This is a genomic window from Candidatus Cloacimonadota bacterium, from assembly GCA_021734245.1.
Classification (GTDB): Bacteria; Cloacimonadota; Cloacimonadia; order Cloacimonadales; family TCS61; genus B137-G9.
In genome coordinates this window covers 31,206-58,147 of the sequence record JAIPJH010000006.1, presented here as the reverse complement: position 1 = coordinate 58,147, position 26,942 = coordinate 31,206, and the positions used below count along the sequence as shown (strand labels likewise).

The window sequence follows — 26,942 nt, the reverse complement described above, 5'->3', positions numbered from 1 at the left end:
AATTATTTTAAAATAGCCATTTTCTGAGTTTTCTGGATTCGCTTATTTCCCTTGGTTGCTGTTATTCTATAAAAATACACGCCATTTGCCAGGTAATGTCCTTTATTATCTCGGCAATCCCAACCAATATCAGAGCGTGGAAACTCATGATAACCAACAGCACTTGGTAAATCTCTGAATGTTTTTACCAATCTTCCACTTACGGTATAGATTTTAATATAAACTTCATCGGCATCATCTGTTAATACATAGGTAAAACGGGTTCGTCCTTCATTTTCGGGATACAAAGTGTTTGATTCAACTGGATTTGGATAATTTGCAAAATTTAAAATATCAAATTTGGAATTTACCGAAAATTCGAAAACCATATTTTTGGGATTTCCATTAACATCATGGCAATTTAGGATAACAGTGTATTGGCCTTTTGCCAAATCTGGAAGTTGATATTTTACAGGTAATTCTGTTAATTTGTTATAGGTTGCAGTCAAAGAAAATTCATTTTCATTTATGTCTGTTACATTGGTTCCATCATCCAGTTGAAGCGATAGTTTTCTGTCAAAAATATCAATACCATTTTTATCGAAGATAGTGTATGAAATAATTCCATCTTTTGCTATATAGCCAACTTTAATATAATCAGGATTGCTTAGTGAAGCATAAGTTTGCGTCAATTCCTGATCTTCGACGTTTACTTCTACAAAAGGAATGGTAGTATCTTGATTGTGTAAAATAGTGTAAGTTCCTATTCGATCAACTTCTACTTCGATATAATCTTCATCAGTGTGAAGCGTTCCACCGATTTTTATCCATTTTTCATAATAATCTTCCCAGCGATAAACATTAAAATTATTCTGGTTTTCCAGATACTGAGTTAAAGAATCGGTAGAGCTGTAATTTATGCGAATTGTCATACTGCCATTATTCACAAAATGACCAATTGAATCTGCTAAAATATCTTCACTCAAAGTTCCCACTTCATATACTTTGGAATATGTGGTATCAGGAAGCACAACAGTGGAAACGTCAGGCTGATTTAGCGGTTGCAAATAATCATTTTCATTAATATAAATAATTGGTTGCAAACTGTTAATCTCCGACGAAAATTCGCACTCAAAATTGTTATCAAGAGAGGTAGCTACTGTGCCATTTTGTGCCAGATACATATTCATCTGATATATATCGGAAAGCAGCATATTATTTGAAAGAGTGATCTCCGCAAAAGATTCACCGTATTGATTGATAATTCCAAAGAATTTAGAGAAATTATTCATAAGTGGAAGCGGAACATAAACCCATCTTCCTTCTGATACTGCTAAAGGATCGATACTTTGAGTAGACAGAAGATTATAATTATCCAGAGCATCATATATTCTAAGGTTGAATCCGGGAGCATCGATTTCACCAATATTTCGCATAAAAAGTTTAACTGCTGGTTCATTATTAAATTCAGATAACTGAATATGTTCCAACCAGAGATCAGGTCCTGCAATAATAACTTCATAATTATCAGTTGTAGTTGAGTCTCCGATAGCATCAAAGATCTTAAATCGGAAGTCGATATCACTGCCGGGAATGTGTGGAGGAAGTATCTGGTTTAGCTGATAATAATTATCTTCCACATTTACCATATCCAAAGCATATCCTTCGGAAAGATTATAAAACTTAACTTGATCGATTCCATCTTCATCGAAGAAATCAGCTCCGATCATTATTTCGTCATATTCTGTTGGTTGCTCGGGAGTTATTGTCAGGTTGGAAAGCACCGCTTGACCAATCGAATAGTCGTCAATTCCAACCAGTTCTTTTTCTGGTCCTTGAGCAAAAAGTTTTACTGAATGATTCGTAATTCCGCTATATTCATCAGGAATTATGAAACTTCCATTAATATAACCATTTGTGTTTGGAATATTAAAGGGAAAATATAGATTCAAAGGCAGTTGAATATCATTTTCATCATAGATTACGAATTTTCCTTCTTCGATATCATTACCTACAAATGCTGAAAATTGCAATGTATCACCAACAGCAAGGTTATGATCATTCAATTCAATATCAACTGTTTCATCGGGAATGTAAATGTTGATAAATGGATCGCCCAGAAGTGCGCAACCGCTTGTTAAAGCATTACCAATTGCACCATTTCCATAATGGGCATAGAATTGTGCCTTGGTGAAATCAACTATTTCACCTACGTTCGACATGTTAAGACCAAAAAGTGCCTGATTGATCTTAAGTGCAAAATATTCATCAGCATTCAAATAGCCATAACCTGTAAAACCGATATGTCCGATCGCTCCTTTGCCCGGTGTAAGGATCAGTTCTTCTCCGATGCAGGAGGAGCCGGCAAAATTGAAAGCCGAACCATAACAGGAAAGGCTGGATACAAGTGGATAATTCTCATTATTAAATGTATTAATATCATATTTATTCAAAAGGTTATAATCTGCCCAGACATAGCCGCCACCATGACCCATAAATTGAACATAAACAGATCCGTCATTGATATTGCTGATTAGACTGGTTGTGTTACCAAAATATCCTGAGGGCAGATTTTGCACATTACAATATATTCTTTTTACGTTGAACTTGTCTGGTATCCAAGTATGACGAACATTTTCACTTTGCAAAGCGAAAAAAGAGCCTTCACCTGGATTTCCGCCGGCTGCAAGTGTAACATTGCTGTGCCAGTAATCTTCAAAGTTATTTGTATTTTTATAATAAATAGATTTATCCAAAACAGGTCCGATCTGATCTTCCTGCCAGATCGTGATTCTGCTGATACTGATATCGGCTACCGGATCGTCTCCGATAATACAAGCCATCCAATTATCGCTGGCAATAGCACCACGAGCTTCAACCCAAACGTTTTTGAAAGGGATCAAATTGTTTCCACGAAGTGGACTGTTATCTCGTTCATCAGTAAGGCCATCACCCAACAGCAACACGTGAGAAAGTAATGTAGCACTCCAGTTATTGTAGGCATAGCTCAAGAAATCTCGAATTGCTTCTGCAGATCGAATACCACCATTGAATTCGTCAAATATATCTTCTACGGATACGATCTTAAGAACATGACCTTCATCTTCCCAAACTTGTTTATACTGCAGCAAAAATTCATTCTGCTTAAATTCTTGAGCAGTAATAATGATATACTCCGCTGAATTCATAGGATCACGCAAAGATGACGGAAGATTTGGCTGAATCTTTAGCGGAACTTTTTTCATGCTGTCGGTAACAGCGATGTATTCAAAGGAATCCAGGTTTATACTGTCTTGAAAAGTAGCCATGTATGGCGCACCACCTGTATCATCGTCAGGAGTTATGAGTACATTTTCAAATTTACTGGAGCCGAGTTTGTAAACTGAAATATCGGGAGTGGAAAAATTTTCCAGTTCAAATTCATAGATGCCTGAGGATTGATCGGGAGGACGTTGAAAATGGAGATAGTTCGTATCTGTTTTATATTCACGCCAGTAATTCAATTCAAGATAATCAAGTAAAACGCTTTCATTTTCAATGCCGGGAATTCCTGGAAGATTTACATAAAGAATATTTTCTCCATGCTGCAAATGAAGATTTACAAGTGGATTATCGTTGTTGTTCAATATCTTTTCAGTTTGACCATACCATTCATCGATGTCGATCAGTGTTTCATTGATATTTATCTGAGCTTTATGATTGATTTCTTCGTAATTATAACGATTATATGTAAGACCAAACAAACAAACCTCTGCAGTAAATCGACGGCTATTTGATTCAACCGGATATTGGATATCAAAAGGATAGGCATGCAGGCTGGGAGCAGTAATTTTATCCCAGAACCAGATATCTTCTCTAAAGAAATTAGGTGTATTAAATTCCCATTGAGCAACCAGAAGATCGGTCAAGCTTTGCTGTTCAATTCTTACAGTTTGCAGGAAGGAGGTTGGCACAGTTATGGCATTCGGATTTACGGCATTCAAACCACCATTTTCGATAGCCATGCGGCTTCCGAAATGATCTTCTAAAGAAAGATTATAAACGTTTTCTGCTGTAAAATCGTCGTTGAATTCATTATCGCCGTTATGCCTGTCTCCGAAGAATTCGAAATAATCATTTGAATCGAAAGAACCGTCAGCTTCACCAACAAAGTTTATGGGAACAACACCATATTCATTTCTCAATTCCAGAAAACGTGGATCGATATCATTCCAATCGAAAGCCATTTCAAAATCGATGGGAAATTCAGGATCGGATACCGCATCCTGCAGCATTTGGCGAGTTATTTTATAGATTCCTTCTTCATCTACAATAATCTGAACTTCATTAACAAGATCGCCGTCTCGATTGCTGGAATAAGAACCAGAAGTGTTTTCCCGCGGTCTTCGCCAATTTTGCGAAAAACGATTGTTCAGGAAAAATTCGTCTCCGTATTTATCGATGAAATTTTCACTTCTTGTAAATGTAGATCGCCCGTTATCGACACCTTCGATGTCGATTCTAAAAGTTAATTCTGTAGTTACTTTTATTGTTTTAGTTGCTTCATTATATTGAAAAGGAAAAATACTGAATCCACAAAAATATCTATCTCCCAGATATGCCGGTTCGTTTTTCTTTAATAATAGGGGAGGGTAAAGCTCGTTTGATCTCTGTTTTTTTCTTCCATTTGGATTTTCTTCATAAAAAGATTCTTGAACAGGCAATAAAAAATTTGTGGAAATTTTGGTTTGATGCTGATCGATGATGCGAATATGCATATTTCCATCAATTGGCAAACCGATAGTTTCACCAAAAAATGGCAGTACATAACGATCACGATCATTTGTGTAAGCAGCGCCTTTACAAAAGATGCGATCATATTGTACACTATTTCTTTCAACTTTCTCAATTTGATAATCTGGAAGAGTAAATTTTACCATTAAATAATCTTCTTCCATTTCAATAACTTCAAACGAATTTGCCAGAAGACATAATGGTAAAAACAAACTTACCAGAATAATGAGCTTTCTAAGCATCAATACCCCACATTCTTAGACCTCACAAAATTCTCTGCCGACTTCTTGACAAGAACTTTTTTTCAAGGTGAAACTCATTTTTTTTGTAAGTTGGTGACATTATATATATTTATAAATTAAATTTGCATTAAATATTTTCTAAAATCAATTTAAATAGGGTATGAGTTGATTTTTTGCGAATCATTTCTCTATCGCCACTGAAAACATATTTAGTTTGAATAACTTTTCCATCAATATAAAGTGCGATATGTACAGTTCCCACAGGTTTATTTTTGGAACCTCCGGTAGGTCCCGCAATTCCGGTAACTGAACCCGCAATTGTAGATTGGAAAATCTCAGCACAATTTGTTGCCATTTCGATGGCAGTTTCTTCACTGACAGCACCGTGTTTTTTCAATGTATCTCTTTTTACATGCAATATTTTTATCTTCGCACTATCTGCATAGGAAGTTATTCCACCCATAAAATATAATGAAGAACCAGAATATTGAGTAATAATTTCCTGTATCATTCCTCCGGTACAAGATTCTGCTAAACTTAGTGTTAATTCTTTTTTGGTGAGTAATTCATGTACTTTGCGTGATGTTTCTGCAAGTTCTGTATCAATGTTGATCTCTTTTATAAGCGGTTTTGCTTTCCAACCTTTCAAGTTGCCATGCCGAACGTTTCCTTCCGGTTCAGTTTCACGCAAAATGTCTTTCTTGGTTCTACCCAGATCATCTCGTTCCATTATTTTCATGTGAAGGCGTTTATATTTTACAGTATCACCACCTTTTAAAACATGACGCTGTTTAAAACTGGTTTCATCGTTTACCATTACCTGGCCACGTTTTATAGCAAAACTTACTTCTTTATAAGTTGGGATCGCTCCAGCTGCTTTGAGTGCCTGGAACAAATAGATGAATCCGTCTTTATCAATCCAGAATTTCATTTTATATTAAAATCCTTTTTCCTTAAGTTTCTCCCTTGTTAAGGGGAGATGTTCTGCTCTTCTAAACAGAACAGAGGGGTTATTTTAGTTTTCATAAATTTATATCAAACATTCCGAAGATACAGGATTTCTGTAACATTCGGAAGTTGACCTAATATGATTTCGCTAAAATCACACGCTTTTTGCTATCGTTTCCACAGCAAAAACATTTACCAGATTCTTCCTTAGAATCTAATGGAATGCAGCGAATAGTAACTTTCAGATCGTTTTTGATTTTTTCTTCACAAGCTGCATTTCCGCACCAGTGGCTGTAGGCAAATCCGCCGTGAATTTCGGGATTTTCTTCATTTTTTGGAGTGAAGAATTTATAGAATTCATCTTTATCATCAATCTCAAAAGTATTTTCTTTTCGGAATTTCAGAGCTTTCTGATAGATATTAATCTGCATTTCATCCAGAATGGAAGTTATATTTTTTACAAAATCATCAGCGTTTAAACTCTTTTTGTCTTTGGGTGCTTTATCTCGTCTTCCCATAAAAACTGAATTATTTTGAATATCACGAGGACCGATTTCCAAACGAATTGGCACACCTTTTTTTATCCATTCCCACAGTTTTTCGCCACCCCGCAGATCACGATCATCCACATGAATCTGGATTTTCTTTTCATGATAGCGGAGCACTTTAGTTTTTTCGATCAGGTTATTGGTAAAATCCATCACCAGTTTCTTTTCTTCTTCATTTCGGTAGATAGGAACGATAACGACATGAGTTGGTGTGATGCGGGGAGGAAGGATCAGTCCATTATCATCGCTGTGAGTCATTACAAGAGCACCGATCAATCGGGTTGTAACGCCCCAGGAAGTAGTCCAGGCAAATTCTTCAAAACCTTCTGCATTTTGAAATTTTATCTCGGAAGCTTTGGCAAATTTTTGTCCCAGAAAGTGAGAAGTTCCAGCCTGCAGAGCTTTCTTATCCTGCATCATTGCTTCAAAAGTAAAGGTAGATTCTGCGCCGGGAAATCTTTCCGATTCGGTCTTTTCGCCTTCGATAACGGGCATCGCCAGAAACTCCCGGGCAAAATCTGCATACAATTTCAGTATCATCATTGTTTCATCTATCGCTTCCTGCTTTGTAGCATGAACTGTATGACCTTCCTGCCATAAAAATTCAGTGGTTCTCAAAAAAAGTCGAGTTCTCAGTTCCCAACGAACCACATTTGCCCATTGATTTATAAGTAGTGGCAAGTCGCGATAAGAATTTACCCATTTACTGAAAGATGCTCCGATAATTGTTTCACTGGTAGGTCGCACGATGAGTTCTTCGGTGAGTGGACCAGCTGGTTTCAAGCCGCCTTTGCCGTCATCTTCCAGGCGGGAATGTGTAACAACCGCGCATTCTTTGGCAAAACCTTCCACGTGCTCAGCTTCTTTTTCAAAAAAACTTTTGGGAATAAACAGAGGGAAATAAGCGTTTACATGTCCGGTCTCTTTAAATTTGTCATCCAGTTCACGCTGAATATTTTCCCAGATCGCATAACCCCAGGGCTTGATGACCATACATCCGCGAACATCGCTGTTTTCTGCCATATCTGCTGCTTTTACCACTTGCTGATACCAGGCAGGATAATTTTCTTCCCGAGTCGGTGTTATTGCAGTTCTTGCCTGCTTTGCCATAAATTAACTCCAATATTATTAATAACTTGTTCTAAACTTTTGGATAGCGGTTCTTTGTCAAATCAAAAAAGAAACTGTTAATAAATGAAGAGCTTATCACTTGATCAGTTGGAATTGACTCAAAAGGAAATTAGAGTTAAGGACAACCGGAAAGAAACAAAGATTCATAAAGAATAAACTCTGAAAAGCTTTCATTCGAGAATTCTGCCAGTTAAGACTTTCAGAGTTGGATTGAACCTTGAAAGTGTTAAGCACGAAGTTGAATTGAGAGAAACCTTTTCAAGGTGGATTTCATTTCAATAACGTTACTTTCTGCAAAGCAAGCTGCTTCTTGGTTTCGAGGTTTACAAGCTTACAAAAATACACACCGGAAGCTTGGTTTTCGGCGTTCCAGGTGATAGACCCTTCTACTCCGCTCAGGATGACAGGCAAGGTTTTTATCCTTTGCCCTTTTACGTTAAAAATCTCAATTTGAAGATTGTCATAATCTTCTGCTTTAATTTTGAAAGTAACAGTGGGATTAAACGGATTTGGGATAGATATTAAAAGTAATATCTGCTTTCGGGATAATTTCTTCCTCAACATTTATATTAGGATATTGTTCAATTATACCGGCGTGACCAGCAAAAACAAAGGCCAGAATCTTGATAAGAGAAATATATCGGTCAACGGTTTCAACCGTTTGCACAAATAACAAACCATTGAAATGTTTACTATAAAAGGTTTTGCTTGTTTTTCCCATGAATAACCCAGTGAAATTGAATTGATTTCACAGGTTAAAAATTCATGGGCTTGGCAAAAATGAAATTATAGTTTTTTTTGTTGATTTTTGAAAATAAATATTTTTCGTGGGATGCAAGCGAATTTATCAAACTTGACATCTAAGTTCATTCAATTGATTTGGAAAAGATGAAAATTGGAAATATGAAAAAATACGATGTTATCGTGGTTGGAGCAGGTCATGCCGGCATTGAAGCAGCGATGGCAGCTGCCAAAATGGGAGCGAACACGCTCATTATTGTTATCAAGATCGAATCGATCGGCAGAATGAGCTGTAACCCGAGCGTGGGTGGACCAGCAAAAGGACATCTAGCACGGGAACTTGATGCTTTGGGTGGACAGATCGGTAAAGCGGCTGATATCACCGGAATTCAGTTTCGTATGCTGAACCGCAAAAAAGGTCCAGCTGTCTGGGCTCCACGCTGCCAAAATGACCGCACCCAATATTCCATTTTCATGCATCACACTTTGGAGGAGCAATCCAATTTGGAGATCAAAGAATCGATCATCGATGAATTGATCTTGAGTTCCGATAAAAAGAAGATAATTGGAGTAAAATCTAATCTGGGAGAAAGCTATTTTGCTCCCAAAGTAATCTTGGCAAACGGTACTTTTCTGCGTGGTTTGGTTCATGTAGGAGAAGTTCATTATAGTGCCGGCAGAGCAGGAGAACCTGCTTCGAACAAACTTTCAGAATCGCTGATAAAATCGGGATTGGAAATTGCCAGATTTAAAACAGGAAGTCCACCGCGTGTGGATCTGCGAACTTTGGATTACAACAAATTGGATGAACAGCCCGGTGATAAAGATCCACAGGGATTTTCCTTTTATCGAGATATCAAACTGGATAATTCCGTGAGTTGTTACCTTACTTTTACCAATCCCAAAACGCACAAGATAATCAATTCAAACTTAAAAAGGTCTTCGCTTTATGGCGGATTTATCGACGGAGTTGGACCGCGATATTGTCCCTCCATCGAAGATAAAATAGTTAAATTTTCTCACAAAGAACATCATCAGGTTTTCATCGAGCCGGAAGGAAAAAACACTTTTGAAGCTTATGTGAATGGCATTTCCAACAGCTTGCCGCCGGAAGTTCAAACGCAAATTGTACACTCCATTCCGGGTTTGGAAAAAGCTGCGATCATCCGCTATGGATATGCAATTGAATATGATTACATAATTCCCAACGAAATAAAGGCTACCATGGAAAGTAAGAAGATTTCCGGATTGTATTTAGCTGGTCAGATCAATGGAACTTCGGGTTATGAAGAAGCTGGAGCTCAAGGTTTGGCAGCAGGAATAAATGCTGTTCTTTCTTTGGATAAAAAAGATCCCATGATCTTTGATCGTTCACGTTCCTATCTGGGAGTCCTGCTGGATGACTTGGTAACAAAGGGAACAACAGAACCTTATCGACTTTTTACTTCTCGAGCTGAATATCGTTTGTTTTTACGTCAGGATAATGCTGATGAAAGAATGATGCCGACTGGTTATAAATTGGGCTTAGTAAGCGATATGCGCTGGCAGAAATTCAGTAAAATGAGAGAGATTTTCCAGCGCGAAATGCAGAAGCTTTCCAACAAGAAAACAAAGAAAATGGAAGAGCTGCGCGAGCCGACAAAACTGATAAATATTTTAAAAAGACCGGAAATAGAGTTTGACGATTTAGAAAGGTTTGGTTATAAAATCGCTGATGATGTGAGTGAAGAAATAAAAACGAAATTGACGTTGGAAGTGAAGTATGAAGGCTATTTGAATAGGCAATTGGCGGAGATCGAGAAGTTTGAGAAAATGGAGAATTCACCAATTCCAATCGATATCGATTATATGAAGATCGATTCCATCGCCTACGAAGCGCGTGAAAAATTGAATAAGATCAAACCAACTTCGCTGGGTCAGGCTTCCCGAATTTCGGGAGTTAATCATACCGACATTACATCATTAATGGTCTGGTTAAAGAAAAATAATGTGTTCGTGAAGAGTAAAGATGAGTGATTTAATCGTCATTCTGCCTGCCCTGTGGAATGCAGCTTTGCTGCTGGCTTTTCCAATTCCACCGGGCCTGCCAAGCCGACTTGTCATGCCGTAGTCAATGACGAAGGCAGAAGCTTTGCGAAGGTTGGACGTTTCATGCACGATGTTCTTTGGAAGAATCTCTTTTACATACAAAGCGAGAAATAAAGCTAAAAGAAATTTCAGGAGATCTTTTGGAAAGTAATGCAACAGGATTCCTCAAGATGACAAAGTAAGTTTGATATTTAGGTGGAACTATGAAAAAATTAATTTTGTTGATTTTTATTGCAGTTTTGTTGGTTAGTTGCGCTTCCAAAAAGCCGGAAGCGAAGCCACCAAAAGTAGTTAAAAAAATAGTACAAGAACCACTTCCAGCCTGGGTTTACCAAATTCCAGCAGGAAGAGATTGTGTGATAGGAATTGCATCTCGTACGATCTATGAAGATCAAATGAAAGATGCTGCCAAGCAAATGGCAACGATAGTTCACAGCAGAAATAAAGCTTCTTACACGATTGAAAAAGCTGCTTCCACCGATAAAGAAAATTATCTTCAGGGTGGTTCGGCAGAATTCAAATTGAATGTGAGTTCTTCACCGGAAGAAACACAAAGAATCTACGAAAATCTTCAACTCTTGGACGAAGCTTTTTATTACGAATTTTATCTGGCACTTTTTGCTGAAAATGGTGATAGTTTATCCAGTTTGTGCACAACCAAGTTCATTGCAAATTTTCCCGATTGGTATGAGAATGATGGCCTGAAAGTGGATGAAAATGGAATTCGTTGTTATGCTTCCGAGAGTTCTTCCAACCTGATTTCTGCCTGGCAGAGAGCAACTGAAGAAGCACGTTTTGAACTGGCAAAATATCTGGAAAAAAATGTGCAATCCCAGCTTCTGAGCAAAGATGAAAATATTACTAAAAAAATCGCTATTGAAACTAGATTGAAACTGGAAGAGATGCAGGTCACTCGCAGCTATGTTACATCCGAATTAAAAGATAATCTACGCAGCTACAAGGTATATCTTGAAATGATCTTGAGGTAAAAATGAAAGCGATTGCAATAATTCCTGCCCGTTATGATTCCAACAGATTTCCCGGAAAATTATTGGCAAAACTTGGCAATAAACCTATCATCCAACACGTTTATGAAAGAGCTGTAAAAACCGGATTGTTCGACTGCGTTGTAGTGGGAACAGATGATCAGCGGATTTATGAAACAGTAGATAGTTTTGGCGGGAAAGTGTCACTTACCAGTAAAAAACATCAGAGCGGAACTGACCGAATTGCTGAAGTTTGCCTCAAATTGGAATGCTGCAAAGATGCTGATATAGTTGTGAATATTCAAGGTGACGAACCTTTTATTTCTAGCAAGCCATTACGAAATCTGATCGCTTCTTTCGATAATGAAAACGTGCAGGTTGCATCCTTAATGCACGAAATTTCAAAAGACATTGAAAATCTCAACAAGGTAAAAGTCGTTTGTGATAAAGCTAATTTTGCTTTCTATTTCTCCCGTTCTGTCATTCCTTTCGATCGTGATAAAAATCAGACTCCACAATATTATAAACATGTAGGTGTTTATGCTTTCCGGCGTGAAATGCTGTTTAAATTTGTGGATATGCCGAAAAGTAAATTGGAAGAGATTGAGAAATTAGAACAGCTGAGACTTCTGGAAAATGGCATTCGCATCAAAATGATCGAAACGGAATATGAGGGAATCGGCATCGATACACCGGAAGATTTGGAAAAAGCTGAGAAATTGTTGATAAAGTAGCAACGAACAAAACTAACGATTCGTCACTCTGTCTCCCCTTAACAAGGGAGAAATAAGGAACTCAAATTTTCAATCTTAAATCTAAAACCCCTCTTCGAAACTTCGTTTCTCTTCTCCCCTTACAAAGGGGAGCTTTTCATTCTTAAATCTAAAATCGTAAATCTTCAATCGTAAATCTTCAATCTTAGATAACCCCTCTGCCTGTCGGCATCTCCCCTTAACAAGGGAGAAATAAGGAACTCAAATTTTCAATCTTAAATCTAAAACCCCACTTCGAAACTTCGTTTCTCTTCTCCCCTTAAAAGGGGAGCTTTTTCAATCTTCAATACTCGTATTTGCTTCCGCCAATAAATTCACGCAGAACCGAATCTTTTGGAACAGGAGAATCGTCTTCAACAGCTTCGAATTGTTTCAGAACATTAAAGGTTCTTTGAGCTCGCAGATCAGCATCTTCCTTTTCAGGATTGTTCCGATAAGCATCTTTCCATTTTTCAAATTCGGCAAACAAACTGGCTTTATAAAGTGGCAATTCATAGGGCATTCCGCTGGAAATGATGTAATCAGCTCTAGTCTGATTGGGAATTATGTGACGCATCTCACTGGCGCGAACATAATGCCAATGTTCCAAAGTCTGCTGAGGCTTGTAGGCTCGATGGCTGGCATCACGAAGCATGCGGCGCATCATGCGAATGTCGCTCCAGCGAATGTATTTTCCATCATTATCTTTAACCTGCAAAAGCGATTCGATATAAACTTTGAACTTCTGATTATCAGAAATACTTTCACTCATGGGCGGATATAATCCATGCAGACTGTCAATCAGCAGAATTTCACCTTTTTTCAGTTTCATTTTGGAACGTTCCAAATGACGTGTTCCGGTTTTGAAATCATAAAATGGAATCAGCACTTCTTCGCCGTTACACAATTTGCTGATATGTTCGTTGATGAGCGGAATATCCAGAGCCTGCGGTGTTTCAAAGTCATAATCGCCAAATTCATCTTTGGGATGCATAGCCAGATCGAAAAAATAATTATCCACTACAAAAGCTTTGAATTTCAAACCAATTTTATTGAGATCTTCTTCCAGTTTGATAGTTGTCGTTGTTTTACCGGAAGATGATGGACCGCTCACGAAAACCATTTTCAAATCATCACCACGTTCTGCGATCATTTTGGCAGCTATGCCGATGTCTTCCTGATAAAGTTCTTCACATTCGTGGATGACATGGGGAAAGCGTTTATTCCTGATATGCTTATTAATTGCTTCAATTGTATGCAGATCGTGATCGACTGTCCAATCCAGGATTTTCCACAACTTGGACCAGGGAATATTTTGAGAGGGAATAGATGCTTTCAGAGCTTTGTCATCGCGTTTTTGCTTCTTCTCATTTCTATATAAAATATAAACTTTTGCTACTTGTGCGTTGCCATTTTTGATGAGAGTTTTTTCTACGCAATCCTGAATTTCTTCGATATGAGGATCATGATCGGCTGGAAAATTTTTCCGGAGATTTTGCAAAACCTGTTCGGCCAGAAATTGTGCCTTTTCTTTGTCGCGACCGCCTACAGCTACGGCAGCTCGATAAATAGCATTAGCAATTCTTTCCAGTTTGAAAGGAACTTTCGCACCGCTGCGTTTTATTACGCATTTGAATGTTTTCATGACTCCTCCTGATGATTAATTAAATCTTCAATCTTAGATAACCCCTCTGCCTGTCGGCATCTCCCCTTAACAAGGGAGAAATAAGGAATCTGATAATTAAATAAATCTTAAATCTAAAACCCCACTTCGAAACTTCGTTTCTCTTCTCCCCTTTAAAGGGGAGCTTTTCATTCTTAAATCTAAAATCGTAAATCTTCAATCGTAAATCGTAAATCTTAAATCTATAACCCCACTTCGAAACTTCGTTTCTCTTCTCCCCTTACAAAGGGGAGCTTTTCATTCTTAAATCTAAAATCGTAAATCTTCAATCGTAAATCTTAAATCTATAACCCCACTTCGAAACTTCGTTTCTCTTCTCCCCTTACAAAGGGGAGCTTTATCATTCTTAAATCTAAAATCGTAAATCAATAACCCCTCTGCCTGTCGGCATCTCCCCTTAACAAGGGAGAAATAAGGAATTCAAATTTTCAATCTTCAATCTAAAACCCCACTTCGAAACTTCGTTTCTCTTCTCCCCTTACAAAGGGGAGCTTTTTCAATCGTAAATCTTCAATCATCCAGCGTTGTTTCTGCCATCTGCCAGCCATGAGCTGTGGCGTAAATTATCGATCTGGTGCCACCGGAACAATCTCCAATGAATTTCAAATTATTAAAATGATTATTATCCAGCAAGTTTGAATAAAATTTGATTTCTGGAGCGTAAAGCAGATTGTCACCATTGGCAATTCCGGGAACGACTTTATCCAGATTATCGATAAAATCAATTATACTTTCCGCAATACGGCGCGGAAAAGCCAGGTTGATATCTCCCAGAATAAAACTATTACTATCTAAAGTGGGAAGAACCCGATAAAGGTGTTTTGTACGCTTGGAATTCACAAAATTTTCGTAAGTCTGCAAGATCACTTTATTCTGGCCTGCCAGAATGTTCGACAATTGAGCAATATGCGATCCGTATCCGACGGGATCGTTAAAAGGCTCTGTTAGTTGAACGGTCGTCAGGATTGCGAAATTTGTATTCTTGCTTTTTTCATGCAGTTTGGAATGACCGTTCACAGTAACGAAATCTTCATAAGTTTCGGTGACAACATAACCGCTGGGATTGTTGCAGAAAGTGCGCACCATATAACCGGTTTTGCTACGGTATTTCACCTTGAATTCATACATTTCTTTATTCAACTCTTCCACGATATGATCGGGAAGCTCGAAACGCACACCAAGATCGACCCTGGTATTATCGGTGATCAGTTTTGGAAATTTGGAAATGATCCTCTTAACCAATTTATGACCGCTTCTGCCGACTGCAACTATCACTCTATCGAAAGTATCTTTTGCATTAATAATGATTTTTCCAGCTATCGGTTCGATATCGGTTATATTTTCGCTGAAATGAAAAAAAATATTTTTATGAAGCTTGAAATCTTCGTAAATTTTGTATAAAACCTGTTTGAGTTGATCTGTTCCCAAATGATAAAATTCGGAATGAATGGGTTGAAACCCCTTCTCGTAAAATTGTTTGTAAAACGTTTTGGAAGAGAATGAACTTCCCCGCTCAAATTGATTATTATCAGTCTTATCCAGATAAAATTGTACTAGCTTATTCTGCAAAGCTTCATCCACTTCGATGCTGCCACCCATTTCGCGGGAAACAAATAATTTCCCATCAGCTCGAATACCGGAAATACTGGAAGAGTAGATGTCTTTGCTTTTTTCAAAAACATGGATCTCATGTGGCGAATTTTTAATTCTTTCGATGTAACCAATTGCGGCTGCGCCAAAACCTATAATTGCTATTTTCATATAAATCCAAAATAATACTCCCGATCCACAAAAAGATGAATCGGGAGTTTAGTAATTTTTTATTTCAATAAAAGTGCTTTGCGGGTTTGTGTTTGATTTCCTGCTCGAAGTTGATAATAATAAATTCCGCTGGCAACATTTTGGTTGGAAGAGTCTGTTCCATTCCAAATATAGGAATGGAAACCGGCTGTAAGCTGAGAATTAACCAGAATTTTCACCAATTCTCCTCTTGCGTTGTAAATTTTCAAAACGGCTTTTTCAGCAGCATTCAAATAGAAGGAAATATTCGTTTCCGGATTGAATGGATTAGGTGAATTTGGCAGAAGAACATTTTTGTTTGCCGTTAGAATATCATCAAGATGAGAACCTCCTGTTATTTCAACCCACCAGGTTTTTGCATAATCATAGCCATTTTTTGTACCGATTCCCACGATTTCATGCCAACCATTTACAGTAAGCGAAACATTGAAAAGAAAACCTGTTTCGGTTTGAAGTTCATCGTCCACGTACCAACTGAAAGTTACATCCGGTTCATTTGTAAGCATTCCGAAAACCAGCGGATCGCCGGCATTCACATAAAGCGAATCTTCTTCGGGACTGAACCCGTAAAATTGTGCTGTCATAATTCGCACACTGTCGATCTCAACGTCAACTAACGGTTTATCGTTTGCATCTGTAGGAACTTCACTGATGTCTTCCACGATATCGCTTCCCATTGTCACGTGACCAAAAGCAGCATAATCGCCATTCAACCAGGTTGTCGGCTCTACTGTTATGAAATATTGTGATCCAGCAGAATTTGGTGCGCCAGTGTTTGCCATTCCGATTACATAAGGTTCATTATAATTTACCAGTGGATTCCATTCATCTGGAATTGTATAGCCCGGACCTCCGTAGCCTGTTCCCAGTGGTCAGCCGTCCTGGATCATGAAATCTGCAATAACACGGTGAAAAATCAGGTTATCATAGAAGTTTGAATTGGTTAGGTCCAGAAAGTTATTTGTTGTAATCGGCATCAGATCTTCGCGCAATGTTACTTCAAAATCTCCCATCGAAGTATACCAGCGTGCGATGCTTTGACTCCAGATCAGGTTTAGACTGAAAATAAAAAATAAAACAAAAACTAATCGAAAGTTTTTCATGTGCCCTCCTCATTAATTTATCTCAATCGAATATTTGTATAGAAAGAAATGAGTCAATTTCTTTTATTAAATTAACCGCAGATGAATGCAAATAAACGCTGATTAAATATAAAAAATTTCGTCATTCTGCCAGCCCTGTGGAATGCAGCTTTGCTGCTAGTTTTTTCCAATTCCACCAGGTCTGCCAAGCTTCGCCGACACAGGTGGGAAGAATCTCAATTGTTTTCACGAAAGGTTAGTTCATTCGTCTCGATTGAACTATAAGTTTCATTTTGATCGTCCTCGATCAATTAAATATAAACTTCCAGACGAAGTTCAGAAACATACAGACTCCACGAGACGTGAAGTCCAACTTCCTCTTTAAATAAAGTTGAGAGAAATCTCACGAGATCGTTCCGGCTTGGCAAAGCTTCGCCGGACTCAGTCGCAGGTAAAGCTAAAAGTTAACTCAGAATGACAGTTAATTATATTATTTTATTCTTCTTTTTCCAGTTCTTCGGCAAATTCGGGAGCAGTAGAACGATAAACATCGTTCGTACTCATTTCCAGTTCCAATGCAATTTCTTCTGCACCCCAGAAATTCTTTTCCAGAAGCTGGATCAGATTTCGCCGAAATTCTTCACTGCCGAAACCAGATGTAAGACGCAGACTTTTATTACTAACAACTCCAGCGGTTTTCTTTTTCAGAACAAAAGCTAATGTGAAAGTAATCGCAGCTATTAAAATGATTGCAATAATAATTAGGATTATCGTTCCCGGAGTCAGGAAATTCTGGATAGAACGAACCAGACGATTCTTGGAAGATTGTTGTTGCTGTTGCTGCTGAGTTATCTGCTGATCCTGTTGAATAACAGTTTCAGGAGGAAGCTCTTCTTTCAATTTGTTTGCCATTTCCCGATAAGGTCTTGCAGTATCAGGTTTTCCCGTAGCTTCAAAGAAATAGGCGAAACTGTTGTATTCCTGGTAAGTCTTGGGAGTTTTGGTAGCATAAACATCCAGGATCAATTTGTAAACTTCATCTTCAATTTCATATTTTTCCAGACTGTATTTTGTTTGTTTTTCCAATTGATTTTGTGAATTTATGGATATGATCACCATTACTTTATCTTCGGTGGAATAATAATCGAAAGATTCGATAACGGCACTTTGAAGAAATTGTTGATTCTGAATATTTATATCTTTGGTGCAATTCACAATATTCAGCTGAATATCGTTTTCATTTTCAATGATCTTATATTCAGGTTTTGAGCTGAAGACAAGCACGCTGCGGTTGATAACGCCATAATCTTTATGATACATATCGATGAAAATATTGGCAAAAGAAGAACCAGTGATCAGTATCAGAATTAACAGCAGCAAAACTCTCTTCATATTTCCTTACATACCTGTTTTTATTTACTTTGGCAAGAATCTGCAAATTTCATTCTTTTGTCAATGATAGAATTTTTCATCATCAAGTTTTATCAAATGAAGCTATTTCTTTATTTTTCTGCGAGCTGCCAGAATATTTTCTTTTATTCTTTGGTTATTCCGATCGTACTTGAGAGCTTCCGAGAAATATTTGTAAGCATTTTTATAGTCTTTCATCAACATGTAAATGCTGCCGATATTATTCAGAATATTAGCATTTTCTGGATATGTCTCATCCGCTTCTATCAGCAGTTTTAGCGCTTCCTCATCTTTTTTTTGCTGGAGTGCTTCAGTTGCTTTGAAAAGCAGCATTTTACTGCTTACATATTTTTCTCTTTCCACTTCATCCTTGGAAAGTGCAAGATACTTTTTATAAGATTCAGAACGCGGATTTATTTCGGTTAATTTCTGGAAATGATCGATCGATTCCTGCCATTTTTTCTGCATCAATTTTGTTTCAGCCAAAGTTAGCAGGATCATTTCATTGCCGGGAATCTCCTGATTTATCTTGTCCAGATAAGCTTCTGCATCTTCGTATTTTCCCAAAGCTGTTTGGCAAAGAGCAAGATTGTAAATATTTTCGTAGGAATTATCCAGCAAGACAGCTTTCTGAAAAACAGGAAAAGCTTTCTCGAAATCTCCTTTGGTCAAGAGTTTTTGACCTTTCAAGCGTAGTCGCTTGATCTTCAGGATTTCGAAAAAGCTTTTCATAAAAACCTCTTATTTATCTTCTTTTTTATCTGCGGTTTTCTTGTCTGCCAATTTTTTCTTTGCAGCTTCTGCTTTGGCTTTTGCTTCTGCTTTCTTTTTGGCACGAACTTCTTTTAAAGGATCGAAAATTGCACCAGTCGGGCAGACATCGGCACACATTCCGCAATTAATGCATTTTTCATAATCGATGACAGCGAGATCATCCTGCATTGTAATTGCATCTTTAGGGCATTTCTTTGCGCAGAGACTGCAGCCGATACAAGCTGTTTTGTTGCCGCAGCGTTTCCTGGCTTCGGCACCTTTATCATGCGATGAACATAAAACATGAACGCGTTTTTTGATAGGAACCAGTTCGATAAGATCGCGAGGACAGGCAGTTACACAAGCTCCACAGCCGGTGCATTTTTCTTTATCGATGATGCGCATTCCGTTTTCATCCAGATGAATGGCATCGAACATACAAGCGGCAATACAATCATTTTGAAAAACACAGCCGTAGTTACACAGATTTGGCCCTTTGGCAACCAGAACGGCTGCTTTACAGGTTTTTATTCCCTGGTAATCATAACGGAAGAAAGTGTTGTTGTATCCACCACTCTGGCAGTGGATCAGAGCTACTTTTTTATCGGCAGCAGAAGCTTCGATTCCCATAATCTCAGCAATTTTGGCAACAACTTCATCACCACCGGGCGCACATTTATTTATTGGTTCTCCGCCATTCACAATTGCTTCTGCATAACCACCGCAACCGGCAAGACCACAAGCTCCGCAATTCACTCCCGGCAGTACTTCATTGATCTTATCTATTTTGGGATCAACTTGAACGTGAAATTTCTTGGACGCGAAAGCCAGACCCAATCCGTAGATCAGTCCCAGCACTCCTAAAACTATTATTGCATAAATTATTATCATGTTTTTCCCCTTACAGTTTCAATCCCGAAAATCCCAGGAAAGCCAGAGCCATACAACCGGCTACGATCATTGCAATCGGCATTCCCTTCATCGCTTGTGGAAGTTCTGCTTTTTCCAGTTTTTCCCTGATTCCAGCCATTAGAACTAAAACGAGAGTAAATCCCAAACCTGCAAAAAGTCCATTTAAAATTGCTTCGATAAAATTGTAATTTTCATTAATGTTAAGGATCGCAACTCCCAAAACTGCACAGTTTGTTGTGATAAGCGGCAGGAAAACTCCCAACGCTTTATAAAGTGCCGGTGCTGTTTTCTGGATGATCATTTCTACCAGCTGCACCAGAGAAGCAATCGTTAAAATAAAAGCGATTGTCTGCAGGAATTCCAGATTGAGTGGAACCAGCAGATAGTTTTGAATGAGCCAGGTAAATGTGGAAGCCATTGTCATCACGAAAATAACTGCCATTCCCATACCAAAAGCGGAATCTACTTTTTTGGAAACACCAATATAGGGACAAAGTCCCAGAAAACGCATGAGTACAAAGTTTTGAACAAAGATGGCGGCGATTGCCATCGCGAAAATATTTCCTACGAATTCCATTTATGTCTCCTTATTTCTTTTTCTTCAAATTCATGGCACCCATCAAAAGGCCCATAACGATAAATGCACCGGGAGCTAAAATTGCTACCAGCATTGGTTTATAAGTGGCAGGAAGAACATTCATTCCCAAAAATTGTCCTGCACCCAGAATCTCTCTGATCGTGGCAATTACAATAAGAGCAAGCGCGAAACCGAGTCCCATTCCCAAACCATCCAAAAACGATTTGAAAACGCCGTTTTTGCCGGCAAAAGCTTCCGCTCTTCCCAAAATAATGCAGTTAACCACAATGAGCGGAATGAACAATCCCAGACTTTTGTGCAGCGCAGGAACATAAGCTTCCATCACCATATCCACGATCGTAACGAAAGAAGCTATAACCACGATGTAAGCCGGAATGCGGATCTTATTTGGAATGAAATTCTTGATGAGCGAGATGATAATATTTGAACAAACCAGCACAAATGTGGCAGCCAATCCCATGCCAATTGCGTTCATCACAGAAGAAGAAACAGCCAACGTTGGACACAAACCAAGAGCCATCACGAAGACGGGATTTTCTTTTATAAATCCTTTGGTAAATTCTTTGATCATTCTGTTACCTCCTTAGTTTCAGTTTCGGAAGGCATTTTTTCTGCCACCAGTTTTTCCAGCATTATAAGACCGTCTTTAATTGAATTCGCAACAGTTCTTGTAGTAATGGTAGCTCCAGTTATACTGGCAATCGGGCCACCATCTTTGTCGACTTTCATCTGATCTAAACCTTTATCGGAAAATTGAGCTTGAAATTCAGGTTTTTCACAATTTGCACCCAAACCGGGTGTTTCAGTTTGGGAAATTATTTTTATTTTATTCACGATCAAATCGGTTTTAACGCCAATCATCGATTTAACATCGCTGCTGTAGCCGTAAAGAGACGCCAGAAATGTAAAACCGATAGTATTTCCTGAATCATCTTTTCCGGCAAATACATCTTCGTTGTTGAAAGAACCGATAACTTCAAAAGAAGCAGCATCAGGTAATACTTCTTTTCGGGCTTCTTCTTTTGCTTTGCGCTGATTTTCGGCAATAATTGGTTCAGTAAAACTATTGATGTAAGCCAGAATTCCGCTGGCAATGGCAGTAATTATTAATAAAACAAATCCTAATTTAATATAATATTTCATTTCTTCACCTCCCCAAAGATCTTGGGTCCAGTGTATCTGTCGATGAGTGGAACAGCAATGTTCATCAGCAGAATAGAATAGGATACACCTTCCGGATATCCACCGACCATACGAATGACAACAGTTAGAACTCCGCAGCCGATACCGAAGATTATGCGTCCTCTTTTCGTAACTGGCGAAGTAACCATATCGGTAGCCATAAAAAATGCTCCCAGAATCAATCCACCGGAGAAAATGTGGAAGATCGGCAACATGATTGAGGCTGAGAATAATCCGTTTATTCCGCCAAAAATGTAAATTAAAACAAAAACAGTTCCAATATAACTGATTGGAATTCTCCATTCAATAATGTGTTTATAAGCCAGATAAGCCGCACCGATAAGAAGTGCTGCAGCCGAGATTTCTCCAATACAACCACCGATGTTTCCCCAGAAAATATTTTGAATAGTATCAGTACTTGCCAAATTATTCATAACAGTTTCTGCCATGTCTCGACTTATTTGTGTTGTGTCTCTGAGAGCTTTTGCAACACCAAGAGGAGTGGCAGAAGTAATCACATCAGGAATATTGGATGGTAGTGCTTTCAAACCATTGATCGAACTTTCAAAAATTCCATTAAGCGGCATGGTTTTAGTCCATCCGGCTGTAGTTAAAGTCGGCCAGGAAGCTACTAAAAATGCTCTTCCCAGAAGTGCCGGATTGAAAATGTTAAATCCAAGTCCACCAAATATCTGCTTTCCAACTGCAATAGCAAAAACCGATCCTGCAACAGGCAGCCACCAGGGTGAAGCAACGTTGATGTTGAAAGCAACCAGAATACCGGTTACAACTGCACTGCCGTCACTTACCGAGATCGGAACATTGCGTAATCTCTGAATTAGTGCTTCTGTAACAACAGCAGCAACCACCGCATAAAGTGTAAGCAAAAGCGATTGAATTCCAAAGAAGAAAATTCCTGCCAGAAGAGCTGGAATTAAAGCGATAACAACCTGCCACATCACAGAGGAAACAGAAATCTTTTGCTTTATATGAGGAGCTGCCGAAACAGCATAAACTTCGCTCATAAATCCTCCAAATTTATTATTTTTAATTTATTTTTTGCTTTCGAACCCCTCTGTCTCGAAAACTCTCGAGACATCTCCCTTTAACAAGGCAGAAATCAGAAAACGAAAAAGAATCCGAATTCCTCATTCTCCCGCTGAGAAGTGGGAAACAGGGGGTTGATAAATATGCATTTTTCATTTATTTTTTGCTCGTTTTTCGCTGATCTTCAGTTTGCCAATATCGATCCATTGGATCAGTTTAATATGGGAAGGACATACATAAGCACAACTGCCGCACTTCATACAATCCATCACACCATATTTTTCTGCCATATCAATATCGTCATAGCGAACGTTATTTGCTATCAGGCTGGGAACCAGGTTCATGGGGCAGATGTCTACACAACGAGCACAACGCAAACAAACATCTTCTTTTTCTTTGTTGGCTTCTTTTTTATCAAATAAGAGAAGTCCTGAACTGCCTTTTGTCATGGGAGTTTCCAAGCTTGGAATTGCAAATCCCATCATCGGCCCACCAGAGATCACTTTACCGATATCGGATGTTGTTCCTCCGCAAAATTCCAGCAGATCTCCATAAAAAGTTCCGATTCTTGCCCGTAAATTCTTAGGTTTTCTCACGATTTTTCCACTGACTGTGATAACACGTTCCACAAGAGGTTTTTTATATTTTACAGCTTCATAAATTGCGATTGCAGTTCCCACATTCTGAACTACCACATTCACATCCATGGGAAGTCCGCCTTTATTGGGAACGGCTCTTTTTGTAGCAGCGTAGATCAATTGTTTTTCTGCACCCTGAGGATATTTTAATTTCAAACCTTCAACGCTTAATTTAGATTCATTTTTTAGAAGTTCTTTAAAAAGTTTTATTGTATCCGGTTTGTTTTCTTCGATGCCGATAATTCCGCGTTTAGCATTCAGGATTTTCATCACGATCTTAAGGCCGGCAATGATATCATTGGGTTGTTCCATCATAATGCGATAATCTGCAGTAAGATAAGGTTCACATTCCACACCATTTAAAATCACAGTATCGATCGGTTTATCTTCTGGTGGTGAAAGTTTTACATGAGTGGGAAAACCAGCTCCACCCATTCCGCAGATTCCTGCTTTGGCAATGCGATCTTTCATCTCCTTCACAGCTACCGCCATGAATTCTTCCTCTTCGATAAAATCGACCCATTTGTCTTCACCGTCGCTGGTTATCTCGATTCCGTCTGCTAAAATTCCGGTCGGATGATTGAATCTTCCGATTTTGGTAATTTTACCTGAAATAGAAGCATGCATCGGAATGGAAACAAATCCACCAGCTTCGGCAATAATCTGTCCTGCCAGAACTTCATCGCCAACTTTTACGATCGGTTTGGCCGGAGCTCCAATATGCTGAGAAAGAGGAATTACCACTTTATTTGGAATTGGCATTTTTTCAATTGAAGCATGTTTGGAAAATTGCTTGGAATCATGAGGGTGAATACCCCCTGGAAAAGTTTTCAAGCCCATTTCTTCTCCCTTTTTATTTTTCTAATTTTTTTTCTACTTTTTCGCAAACAACAATTTTCAAGGTTATTATAAAAGCAAGATTTTTTTCTATTTACAAAGATTAATATAATTTATTGATTTTATTTTGTTGTTTTAGTTTTTACAAAAGCAAATTGCCTGCAATCATAAAGTTTTCAAAACCAAAAAATCGGTTGAGAAGCTATTTATTTGATAGACAAAATTCTTAAGCTCGTTGATTTTGCTTTCCAAATATAAAAGCAGGATAGATCCTGTGATAATGAGAAGAAAATGAAATTGAATAGTTTGGAAAAGAGAACTTTTATCTACCTGATGCTGGCAAGCTTCTGTCATGGTTTTGTGATGAGTTCCTTTCAAGTGCAGGACATCATTGCCAAAAAAGCCCTGGGAGCTCTGGATTGGCAGATTACGGTCCTGGTTATGTTATGGCCGCTTTCCAATCTCTTTTCAATTTGGTGGGGAAAAATCCTGGAGCATTCCAGCAGTATTGCCAAATATTTCATACTCACAGGACTGGTGGGAAGACTTGTATTGATATTGATGCTGTGGGTTACAAATTATTATCAATATCTGGCAATTTTGATCCTGGTATTTTCTTTCAATGCTTTTATAAGTCCTGCTCAGAATTCCATTTTGCAGAATAATGTAACAAAACAAAATCGCGGAAACATGTTTGGCTACAGTGCCAGTATCGTAACTTTAGTTGCGGTTTTCAGTAGTTATTTTGCCGGAAAGATGCTGGATGTGAATGAAACGTATTTCCGTTATTTCTTCTCAGTTGTCGGTGTGTTTGGCTTCCTTCATTCTATATTTATGAGTCGCATCAAGATCAAAAAAAATCACAATAAAGATAAAGCTTTTATCTCGATCAAAGAAGTAATAGTAAAACCGATTCAACGAAGTTTGGAGGTTCTGAAAAAAAATCATGATTTTGCAATTTTTCAGCGAAATTATTTCATTTATGGAATTGCATTTATGATTTTGCTTCCCGCCATCCCGAAATATTTAGTAGATTATCTTAGAATGAATTACAGCCAAACTTTCCTGGCCAAAGGAATTTTATCACAGATTGGTATATTGTTTTTAGCGCCATTGGCAGGTCGGTTTTTTGATAAAAGAAATCCAGCACTCTTCACTTCATTCACATATCTTATTCTCAGTTTATATCCGCTATTTCTATTAATTTCCAGTTTCTTTATTGGCACTTCATTTGTTAATTTGATAGTTTATACGGCATTCTTTTTTTTCAGCATTGCCATGTCGGGAATCGTGATTTCCTGGAATATCAGTTCAATCTTTTTTGCTCAGGACGAAGATGTCTCAATGTATCAGAGCGTTCATGTAACATTGACTGGATTGCGGGGAATTTTTGCTCCATTTCTTGGTTTGATGATTATGGAAGTGGTTGGAGTTAGAGCTGTTTTTGGATTAGCTTTTTTTCTTTTTCTTCTGGCATCCTGTCTTAATTTCAGATTATATTATCATATGCATGAGAAAGAGTGGAAGATGTCTTCCAAGGCTGTTTGGGGCTACTTTCGCAAACTATTTCCTTATAATTAGATCATGATTAATTTTAAATTTTTTAGGAGTTGTAAATTTTGAGTTTTCATAAATTTGTTTTTTTGATTTTGACAATAATTTTTTCTATATATTTAGCTGCTGATGTAGACGTGGAATATCGATCAGGTTTATCTCCTGAGATCATTATGATAATAGATATTGATGGAGTTCCATATTTCAATGTTTTTGAAATGAATAAAACTTTCAAAGCTACAGTTCAGGAAGATATTTTAGATAGCAGATTGCACATGAATTTATATAATGAGCAACTTATAATTCTATTAGATTCAGCTTATCTGCAATACAAAGGTGAGATCTATAATTTTAAATATCCACTTATTCAGCAAGATGGAAAATACTATCTTCCTCAAAGATTTTTGTTGGAACTTTTACCTGAAATTTTAAATGATTATATATCGAAAACTGGAGATAAATTAGTTGCCGCTAATCCATCTGATAATCGCTTAAAAACTATTGTGATCGATCCGGGGCATGGTGGAAAAGATCCGGGAGCGATCGGAAATTCCAAGAAGAATTATGAGAAAACACTCGTTTTGGAAATTTCCAGAAAATTGCAGAAAAAGTTGCGAGATAATCTGAATGTTGATGTTATTTTAACTCGCAGTAAAGATGAATTTGTTTCTCTTCAACAGAGAACTCAATTTGCTAATAGTCAAGCAGCAAATCTGTTTATTTCGGTTCATTGCAATGCGCATCGCAGCTCAGAAGTAAGTGGCATCGAGGTGTTTTATCTTTCTACCGCCAAGACGGATGAAGCCAGAGCTGTGGAAGCAATGGAAAACCAGGTTGTGTATGATTATGAAGGCGGGGAAGAAGCAGTAAAGAAATATGATGATCTGGCTTTTATACTGGCAGATATGGCGCAAAGTGAACATTTGGAAGAGAGTTTTCAACTCGGGTTGAAGCTGCAGAACAACCTGATTTCAGCTACTGGAGCCAGAAATCGCGGTGTAAAACAAGCGAATTTTTATGTATTGCGGGGAGCTTTCATGCCGGCAGTGCTTTTAGAGTTGGGTTTTCTTACCAATAAAAAGGAAGAGAGAAAACTAAAAGATTCATCTTATCAGAACAAACTAGTGGACGCATTATATCAGGGTATAAAGGATTTCAAATATCAGTATGATCAAATGCAGTAAGAAGTTAAATAATATTTTTCTAAAAAAAATAAAAAGAGTTTGACATAAAATGCCCTTAACTTTCTTTGTCTCA

At 38.0% G+C, this 26,942-nt stretch carries 20 protein-coding genes and 1 pseudogene; 5 read left to right on the top strand and 16 right to left on the bottom strand.

Translation table 11 applies throughout. From position 1 onward, the window contains the following. Window positions 1–2: 2 nt before the first annotated feature. The 5 genes from K9N40_02040 to K9N40_02020 all read right to left on the bottom strand — a co-directional run bounded on the left by K9N40_02040 (window position 3) and on the right by K9N40_02020 (window position 8,342). A complete protein-coding gene (locus tag K9N40_02040; protein MCF7813242.1) occupies window positions 3–4,994 on the bottom strand; it encodes a hypothetical protein in 4,992 nt (1,663 codons plus the stop codon). Window positions 4,995–5,121: 127 nt separating this feature from the next. Next, the gene (locus tag K9N40_02035; GenBank protein ID MCF7813241.1) at window positions 5,122–5,925 is read right to left on the bottom strand and encodes an RNA-binding S4 domain-containing protein; all 804 of its coding nucleotides are present in this window, start codon (window positions 5,923–5,925) and stop codon (window positions 5,122–5,124) included. Between the two features lie 151 nt (window positions 5,926–6,076). Beyond that, window positions 6,077–7,600: a proline--tRNA ligase gene (proS, locus tag K9N40_02030; GenBank protein ID MCF7813240.1), complete on the bottom strand. Its 1,524-nt coding sequence runs from the start codon at window positions 7,598–7,600 to the stop codon at window positions 6,077–6,079. A gap of 291 nt (window positions 7,601–7,891) precedes the next feature. Further along, on the bottom strand, window positions 7,892–8,182 hold the full coding sequence (locus K9N40_02025; GenBank protein ID MCF7813239.1) for a T9SS type A sorting domain-containing protein: 291 nt from the start codon (window positions 8,180–8,182) through the stop codon (window positions 7,892–7,894). After that, the gene (locus K9N40_02020) at window positions 8,121–8,342 is read right to left on the bottom strand and encodes a hypothetical protein (GenBank protein MCF7813238.1); all 222 of its coding nucleotides are present in this window, start codon (window positions 8,340–8,342) and stop codon (window positions 8,121–8,123) included. Before K9N40_02020 ends, K9N40_02025 begins: the two co-directional genes overlap by 62 nt. A 182-nt stretch (window positions 8,343–8,524) precedes the next feature. On the opposite strand from K9N40_02020, the gene mnmG reads away from it, so the two are divergent. The 3 genes from mnmG to kdsB all read left to right on the top strand — a co-directional run bounded on the left by mnmG (window position 8,525) and on the right by kdsB (window position 12,170). Continuing rightward, a complete protein-coding gene (gene mnmG / locus K9N40_02015) occupies window positions 8,525–10,378 on the top strand; it encodes a tRNA uridine-5-carboxymethylaminomethyl(34) synthesis enzyme MnmG (GenBank protein ID MCF7813237.1) in 1,854 nt (617 codons plus the stop codon). Window positions 10,379–10,653: 275 nt separating this feature from the next. Beyond that, the gene (locus K9N40_02010) at window positions 10,654–11,439 is read left to right on the top strand and encodes a hypothetical protein (GenBank protein MCF7813236.1); all 786 of its coding nucleotides are present in this window, start codon (window positions 10,654–10,656) and stop codon (window positions 11,437–11,439) included. Window positions 11,440–11,441: 2 nt separating this feature from the next. After that, the gene (kdsB, locus tag K9N40_02005; GenBank protein ID MCF7813235.1) at window positions 11,442–12,170 is read left to right on the top strand and encodes a 3-deoxy-manno-octulosonate cytidylyltransferase; all 729 of its coding nucleotides are present in this window, start codon (window positions 11,442–11,444) and stop codon (window positions 12,168–12,170) included. A 322-nt stretch (window positions 12,171–12,492) separates the two neighbouring features. Here kdsB and K9N40_02000 read toward each other — a convergent pair whose 3' ends face one another. From K9N40_02000 to rsxC, 11 genes and pseudogenes are all read right to left on the bottom strand, one after another. After that, window positions 12,493–13,833, bottom strand: coding sequence for a response regulator SirA (locus tag K9N40_02000; protein MCF7813234.1), 1,341 nt, complete (start codon window positions 13,831–13,833; stop codon window positions 12,493–12,495). Between the two features lie 549 nt (window positions 13,834–14,382). Then, window positions 14,383–15,633: an NAD(P)/FAD-dependent oxidoreductase gene (locus K9N40_01995; GenBank protein ID MCF7813233.1), complete on the bottom strand. Its 1,251-nt coding sequence runs from the start codon at window positions 15,631–15,633 to the stop codon at window positions 14,383–14,385. 611 nt (window positions 15,634–16,244) lie between these two features. Beyond that, window positions 16,245–16,775: pseudogene (locus K9N40_01990) on the bottom strand (peptidylprolyl isomerase). 474 nt (window positions 16,776–17,249) lie between these two features. Beyond that, window positions 17,250–18,146, bottom strand: coding sequence for a hypothetical protein (locus K9N40_01985; GenBank protein MCF7813232.1), 897 nt, complete (start codon window positions 18,144–18,146; stop codon window positions 17,250–17,252). Between the two features lie 102 nt (window positions 18,147–18,248). After that, entirely contained in the window at window positions 18,249–18,896 is a 648-nt protein-coding gene (locus K9N40_01980; protein MCF7813231.1) for a tetratricopeptide repeat protein, read from the bottom strand. A gap of 9 nt (window positions 18,897–18,905) precedes the next feature. Next, window positions 18,906–19,808, bottom strand: coding sequence for a Fe-S cluster domain-containing protein (locus tag K9N40_01975; protein ID MCF7813230.1), 903 nt, complete (start codon window positions 19,806–19,808; stop codon window positions 18,906–18,908). A 10-nt stretch (window positions 19,809–19,818) separates the two neighbouring features. Beyond that, window positions 19,819–20,406, bottom strand: a complete 588-nt coding sequence (gene rsxA, locus K9N40_01970; protein ID MCF7813229.1) for an electron transport complex subunit RsxA — start codon at window positions 20,404–20,406, stop codon at window positions 19,819–19,821. A gap of 10 nt (window positions 20,407–20,416) precedes the next feature. After that, window positions 20,417–20,998 carry an electron transport complex subunit E gene (locus K9N40_01965; protein MCF7813228.1) on the bottom strand — a complete coding sequence of 194 codons (582 nt, stop codon included), beginning with the start codon at window positions 20,996–20,998 and terminating at the stop codon, window positions 20,417–20,419. After that, the gene (locus K9N40_01960; GenBank protein MCF7813227.1) at window positions 20,995–21,570 is read right to left on the bottom strand and encodes an RnfABCDGE type electron transport complex subunit G; all 576 of its coding nucleotides are present in this window, start codon (window positions 21,568–21,570) and stop codon (window positions 20,995–20,997) included. Before K9N40_01960 ends, K9N40_01965 begins: the two co-directional genes overlap by 4 nt. Further along, window positions 21,567–22,634 (bottom strand): RnfABCDGE type electron transport complex subunit D, encoded by a 1,068-nt coding sequence (locus K9N40_01955; protein ID MCF7813226.1) that lies wholly within the window; start codon window positions 22,632–22,634, stop codon window positions 21,567–21,569. Before K9N40_01955 ends, K9N40_01960 begins: the two co-directional genes overlap by 4 nt. A gap of 174 nt (window positions 22,635–22,808) precedes the next feature. Then, window positions 22,809–24,134, bottom strand: a complete 1,326-nt coding sequence (gene rsxC, locus K9N40_01950; protein MCF7813225.1) for an electron transport complex subunit RsxC — start codon at window positions 24,132–24,134, stop codon at window positions 22,809–22,811. Window positions 24,135–24,422: 288 nt separating this feature from the next. Here rsxC and K9N40_01945 point away from each other — a divergent pair, with 288 nt between their 5' ends. Continuing rightward, entirely contained in the window at window positions 24,423–25,712 is a 1,290-nt protein-coding gene (locus K9N40_01945; protein ID MCF7813224.1) for an MFS transporter, read from the top strand. Window positions 25,713–25,750: 38 nt separating this feature from the next. After that, a complete protein-coding gene (locus tag K9N40_01940; protein MCF7813223.1) occupies window positions 25,751–26,869 on the top strand; it encodes an N-acetylmuramoyl-L-alanine amidase in 1,119 nt (372 codons plus the stop codon). The last annotated feature ends 73 nt before the right edge of the window (window positions 26,870–26,942 follow it).